The following is a 6,365-nucleotide window of genomic DNA, read 5'->3' as shown; positions in this document are numbered from 1 at the left end:
AATAAGAGCAATTCTTCAATTTCTTCTCATTATAATGATTGCGCAAATTTCATGGAAGTATATTGAAAAACCAATCCGACAAGGTGCGCTTCGAAATATTCAGTTTAAGAATTTAAGACTTCAAAATGTCGCTTTAGGTGTTAAGTTAGCTTTAATTTGTGCAGTATTCGTTTCGTCGATAGCCGTCTTTGGGTTATCAAAAGTTAGTAAGGCCAAGGAGAATCCGCAACTAGATAAGGTGGAAGCAGTACAAACACAACCGGCGAAACATCCAGTTGCAGTTTGGGAAAATCCAATTCAAGAGACGCCTAAGAATCAAGAAGAATCAAAAGAAGTAGATTCTGCGCAACCTAAAAATTCTCCCAGCATTACAGCGATAGGCGATTCCGTTATGATTGATATTGCTCCATATTTAAAAAATACTTTTCCTGATATTAGGATTGATGCACAGATTGGTCGCCAGCTGTCAAAAGCGATTCCTATAGTTGAACAGTTAAAGAATGAAGGGAATTTAGGAAACTATGTCATTATTGGGCTAGGTACAAATGGAGCCTTTACTACGGAGCAACTTGTATCATTAATAAATTTAATTGGGAATGAACGTAAAATGATATTTATTAATACGAGGGTACCACGTCCGTGGGAATCAATCGTGAATGAGAGATTAAAAGCGACAACATCTGAATATCTGAATATAACTCTAGTAGATTGGTATGCAGCAAGTGCTGGAAAGGGAGACTACTTTGCACCTGATGGTGTGCATTTAACCAAAGTAGGTGCAGAAGCATACGCAGCACTTGTAGCCAAAGCGGTGAATCAATAATTAGATATATTTTATTAACTTCTTTTGCAAAATTAACTGAAATGTAAAAGATCTATGGTTGAGGAAGACAAATTTTTTGCAGTCATCAATAATTTCTGTAATTCATTATACGTCGAAAAAGCGAAGTTTGGTTGAAGACTCCGTCTTTTTTATACAGGGCATGAATGGTTTCGATGCCTTTTACTATACGTGAGGCATGACGAATGTTTAGAAATCCTGCGGATTTGGAAAAGTGTCTGTCGCTTTACATGTCGCTGGTCCTGTTCTGTGAGATTATTTATAGGAAGAAAGAATGTAACTTCCTAACTTTAAAAATAAGCCCAAAGAATTATTTAATTCTTTGGGCTTATTTTTGGTTCTGGTGCAAAAATGATTACGTAGATAATCCAACATGAATGTTATATTCTCATGAGAATGAGTTGTTCGGAAATCAATATAAAAATCCGTATTTTTATACTTTGTAAAGATTGAACGTTCGTAATTACTCTCATATTTTTGTGTATATTTTGACAGCATTCGAGGTTTGCACCAGAACCTTAATATCTGCTATATTTTACACTCATTTATTAATTGAACTTAGCGATTAACTCCACCGCCAAGTTGTTGTTCAGCCATTGCAACTAAACGTTTTGTGATTTCGCCACCAACAGAACCGTTTGCACGAGCTGTTGTGTCTGCACCAAGTTGTACACCAAACTCTTGTGCAATCTCATATTTCATTTGATCAATTGCACTCTCAGCTCCTCTAACTAATAGTTCATTACGACTTCCATTAGTATTGTTTGCCATATTGTATCACCTCCTATGTTTTTAATATGCTACGAATCATGGAAAATAATTATCCCTTTTTATGGAAAATAAATTCAATTATGTATAAATGCTGATTTTCTTCTCAAAATAGGGTTAGCAGACATAGGGAAGAAAAGGCACCATAAACACTTTCATAACAATGTTATGTATACTTCCTGATTCTCTTTTGATAACTAAAAAATGATTGCTGTATTACCAAGAGATAAATATAAAGTATGTTTTGAGAAAATTTTAAAAGAGGAGACATGTGATTATGAAAGCGGTAACCTATCAAGGGCCAAATCAAGTACAGGTTAAACAAGTTGACGATGCAAGATTAGAAAAAAAGGATGATATTATTGTAAAAATTACTTCAACCGCTATTTGCGGTTCCGATTTACATTTATATCAAGGTAACATGCCTTTACCTCAAGGTTATATTATTGGCCATGAACCAATGGGAATTGTTGAAGAAGTAGGTCCTGATGTCACTAAAGTAAAAAAAGGAGATCGTGTTGTTATCCCCTTTAATGTTTCATGCGGGCATTGTTTTTATTGTCAACATGAAATGGAAAGTCAATGTGACAACTCAAATCCTCATTATGATTCTGGTGGATACTTCGGTTATACAGAGAAATTTGGTAACCACCCAGGCGGACAAGCTGAGTATTTAAAGGTTCCTTTTGGAAATTTCACTCCATTTGTTATACCGGAATCTTGCGAACTTGAGGATGAGTCCCTCCTTTTTTTATCCGATGTTTTACCAACTGCCTATTGGAGTGTAATAAACGCAGGTGTTAAGTCAGGTGATACTGTTATCGTCCTTGGTTGTGGACCTGTTGGATTAATGACGCAAAAATTCGCTTGGATGCAAGGAGCTAAGCGTGTAATTGCAGTTGATTACTTAGATTATCGGATAAATTATGCAAAAAAGATTAACAATGTGGAGGTATTTGAGTTTACGAAATATCCTGATATGGGAGAACATTTGAAGGAAATTACGCATGGTGGAGCCGATGTAGTCATTGATTGCGTGGGCATGGATGGAAAGAAATCACCTTTGGAATTTCTTGAACAAAAATTAAAATTACAAGGTGGAACCCTCGGTCCTATTCAAATTGCCACGAAAGCCGTAAGAAAATATGGGACGGTTCAAATGACCGGCGTTTATGGTGGTAACTATAAGGTTCTGGTGCAAAAAAATTATCAAACTTGGAAATACTAATACTACTAATCTAAAAAGGATGTGGATGATGTATGTCTAAGCCAAGTGTATTCAAATGGAAACACTATCAACCAGAGGTTATTATGCTAATGGTGAGATGGTACCTACGGTACAATTTAAGTTTTCGTGACCTTGTAGAAATGATGGAAGAGCGAGGACTATCTATCTCTCATACGACCATCATGCGCTGGGTTCATCAGTACGGTCCTGAATTGGACAAGCGGATACGCTGTCACCTCAAGAAGGCTAATGATTCTTGGCGAGTCGATGAAACGTATATCAAAGTAAAGGGGGAATGGATGTATCTCTATCGTGCGGTAGATTCCAAAGGTAATACAATTGATTTTTGCCTAAGCAAAACAAGAGATCAGAAGGCTGCAAAACGCTTTTTCAAGAAAGCTTTGCGGTCTTTTCATGTTTCGCAGCCTCGTGTCATAACAGTCGATAAGAATCCGGCTTATCCTATAGCAATTGAACAGTTGAAAAAAGAGAAAAGCATACCTGACGGTATGCAACTTAGACAACAAAAGTACTTGAATAACATAGTAGAACAAGATCATCGCTTTATAAAGAAGCGAATCCGTTCGATTCTAGGGTTCAAATGTTTTGACACAGCTACATCCATTCTTTCTGGAATAGAAGCTATGCATATGATTAAAAAAGAACAGCTTGATTTACGGGACCAGTCTGTCCAAAATCAGAAAGAATTCATCCATCAATTGTTTGGACTTGCAGCATAAGATACGATTCCGTTAGGAATATATGTGCTTTATTCTCTTTTATTTTATTTTTGCACCAGAACCGGTTTGTAAACTTTAAATAAAATCCCTATTCTTTATTAAAAACTGCCCTTGGATTGCGGGGTCACAAGGGCAAAAGTTATATAGGTTTGCAAAGGAGAATTTGCAAATTCTTATAAATTCTAACACACGTATTTAACCATAGGGGTTACAAAAGCGTAACAAAATCGTTATTTGAGAGAAAGCGAGGAAAAGAGATGAATACAGTAACAGTTAATATTCAAGCCACAATTATTAAAGGGGTTTTAAAAGGTTTCTCGGGTAGAGTCGTAGGATTTGATAGTGAAGTGGATATGGTAAGTATTGAAGTTGATGCGAACACGTTTATTGAAACGAAATCGGATTATATTAAGCAGAATTAATACAAAATCCTTATTTAAATAAAAGAAACCCCGATTGTCTGCGGGGCTCCTAAGGGTAATCGTCAAGTAATGACATACTCGACTAATTAACCATATCATGAATTTTTTGGTAAAAATACTGGTAAATACGTCCAAATGAATGAGGGCATCATTTGGAACAAAAATGCTATTTTAATTTCAAACAAAAGAACAGTCAGCAAAAGCTAACTGCCCCATTTTGGAGGAAAATCAATTGTTACAGATTGGCGTATTCAAAGTATGGACAGAAATTGGAGATTTATTCAGAAAAAACTAAAAAGAGCACCTTCAAGTAGTGCTCTCAGCAAGTTGGGCCCTCAGAGAGTAGTGTGGCACACATGATAATATATGTGAGTTATTCATTGAGGTGCAAATACCTAATAAAAATTTCATTTTATAAAATATTTCCACGCAAAAAAGGCACTTTCATTAGTGCCCTTTGTAAAAATAGCGTAAGTGGCCAGCTCACGTTATAAAGAAAGGTAGAATTTAATATACTCAAACCCTGCTTAAATGGTGAAAACAAAAGAGCAGCTAGCAAAAGCTAACTGCTTAGCCCCAAGTAAGAGAGAGGAGCGCTTTATTAGGTCTAAGGCTGAAATAAGGGTTTTAGATGTTAAGACCTAAATATAGTATAGATCTCACTTCAGAAATTATGCATATACATTGTATTCCTACAAAAATGGTTGAAAAACAAAGCAGCTAGCTCAATTAGCTAACTGCTCATCTCCAAGGGGGAACAAGAAGAAAATCTAATGTCATATACAATATTGACGGAATATTGAGTTTTATTCAGGAGGGCTTATTTGTTAAATGTAATTTAGGGTTGGTTCCATAAAAGTGACATACCACAAAAATATAAAATTATAAAAAGGACAATTACTATGAAAGCAATTAAAGAAACTTTCTTCGATAAACTTTTCATCAGTAGACCTCCTTTATGAAGAATATTAACATCTATCTAAAATTTGAACAAAAGCGTTATTTTATAGCAATGTGAAAAGAGCACACAGCAAATGTGTACTCTTTGAAAGGAGTGACTTTATGAGTGATATCTCATAAAACCTAAACACTTTTAATAAGTAGGGAAGTCTGATTAATTTTACTACTTATCAAATCTAAATTATCTTACGGAACATGATATATCATCAATAACTTTATAAAGATAAATATACATGCTGTAAAAGAGATACTTTGGATTGTATTTTGGTTTCCATTTCATAGAAAACACCTCCCATACAAATAGTTTAATTATATTATACAGTTATTAATTTGAATGTTAAGAAAACTCGATTTGAATTAAGGTAAATTTAAACAAAATAGTTATTTAATAAAAAAGCAGCTAGCTTTCACTAGATGCTCCAATCCCTACGGGGGTTCTCGTTATGTAATTTAGATGAAGATACTAGATATTAGAAATATAGCTCCTATCAAAATTAGAGAATCAAATACAATCAAGAACTGATTCCTCTGTGGCTTTCGAAATTCCTTTATTAAGCTAAAAACTGCACTCATTCCGAAACAGATGTATAACAAAATCATTATTGTTTCTGACACACTTAACACTCCTAATATATTGATAACTTAATTATATAACGAAAAACATATGCATGTAAGTTTTTAACAAAATCCTTATTATATATAAAAACTCCCGGTTTCCCGGGAGCGATGGTATAACAACTCAATTTTTTTTGAGTGCTTCACAATTATATAATATTAGGTTATTCAAAACAAATGAATATCATGTGAATACTGCGGTGTTTTAAATTTGACTGACTATGGCTCAATTAACACAAAATCGTTATTTGAATAGAAAAGTAATGCGGAGATAAATAAGACCGCTCCTTTTATCGGAACGGTCGTACAAATAATCTGTGCTGGAGATCTCATCAAATAGTATAAGACTTTTTCTCTAAACAGTATAGACAGAAAATTTTGCGATTATACGTAAAAACGGCAGGTAATTGACTAATTTACCTGCCATTCTCTAAAACGATACGGAGGAGCGAGCTCCGCTTTAAAAGAGTGCAGCCGTGGGAAGTCGGCCTGCAGATAGTATGTACGATATAAAAAAGATTATTCGTAAAGGGGAATGAGAGATGGACAAGCAAAAGCGGATTGAAATCGTTATTTCATAGTAAGTAAAAAAGAGTACACATATAAGCATACTCTTAGATTAGAAAGGTGGATTTCTATGATTGGATAATCCCCATACAATAACATATGCTTGTCCAGTTAAAGGGTGAAAACAATTTAATAAAAACGCTATTTGCGCGACACGTTTCCTCATAAGTGTGCAAACACGAAATAGGAGGGTTATCAATTTGATAACAACAACTGATTGACTG

General features: G+C 34.7%; 4 protein-coding genes and 2 pseudogenes. 4 read left to right on the top strand and 2 right to left on the bottom strand.

Annotated elements, in window-relative coordinates:
* Positions 1-823, top strand: an 823-nt coding sequence (locus tag B5P42_RS12185; RefSeq protein WP_483295816.1) for an SGNH/GDSL hydrolase family protein, incomplete at its 5' end; no start/stop codon positions are given.
* Positions 824-855: 32 nt separating this feature from the next.
* Here the strand turns inward: B5P42_RS12185 and B5P42_RS32590 are convergent.
* Both B5P42_RS32590 and B5P42_RS12175 read right to left on the bottom strand, forming a co-directional pair.
* Positions 856-1,104, bottom strand: a pseudogene (locus tag B5P42_RS32590) (hypothetical protein); the annotation flags it as partial.
* Positions 1,105-1,399: 295 nt separating this feature from the next.
* Positions 1,400-1,612, bottom strand: coding sequence for an alpha/beta-type small acid-soluble spore protein (locus tag B5P42_RS12175; RefSeq protein WP_113734278.1), 213 nt, complete (start codon positions 1,610-1,612; stop codon positions 1,400-1,402).
* 274 nt (positions 1,613-1,886) lie between these two features.
* Between B5P42_RS12175 and B5P42_RS12170 the strand changes: the two are divergent.
* The 3 genes and pseudogenes from B5P42_RS12170 to B5P42_RS31990 form a co-directional block, all read left to right on the top strand.
* Positions 1,887-2,795, top strand: a pseudogene (locus B5P42_RS12170) (alcohol dehydrogenase catalytic domain-containing protein); the annotation flags it as partial.
* Between the two features lie 74 nt (positions 2,796-2,869).
* On the top strand, positions 2,870-3,577 hold the full coding sequence (locus tag B5P42_RS12165; RefSeq protein WP_113734277.1) for an IS6 family transposase: 708 nt from the start codon (positions 2,870-2,872) through the stop codon (positions 3,575-3,577).
* A gap of 257 nt (positions 3,578-3,834) precedes the next feature.
* A complete protein-coding gene (locus B5P42_RS31990) occupies positions 3,835-3,999 on the top strand; it encodes a hypothetical protein (protein ID WP_181458793.1) in 165 nt (54 codons plus the stop codon).
* Positions 4,000-6,365 lie beyond the last annotated feature (2,366 nt).

The organism is Bacillus sp. SRB_331, assembly GCF_003264175.1.
Taxonomy (GTDB): domain Bacteria; phylum Bacillota; class Bacilli; order Bacillales; family Bacillaceae_G; genus Bacillus_A; species Bacillus_A mycoides.
This window is presented reverse-complemented; position numbering and strand designations above follow the sequence as displayed.

What these genes read in the sequence shown, in the direction of transcription:
- B5P42_RS12175 (WP_113734278.1), bottom strand. Translation starts at nt 1,612, where the DNA reads ATGGCAAACAATACTAATGGAAGTCGTAATGAACTATTAGTTAGAGGA.
- B5P42_RS12165 (WP_113734277.1), top strand. Translation starts at nt 2,870, where the DNA reads ATGTCTAAGCCAAGTGTATTCAAATGGAAACACTATCAACCAGAGGTT.
- B5P42_RS31990 (WP_181458793.1), top strand. Translation starts at nt 3,835, where the DNA reads ATGAATACAGTAACAGTTAATATTCAAGCCACAATTATTAAAGGGGTT.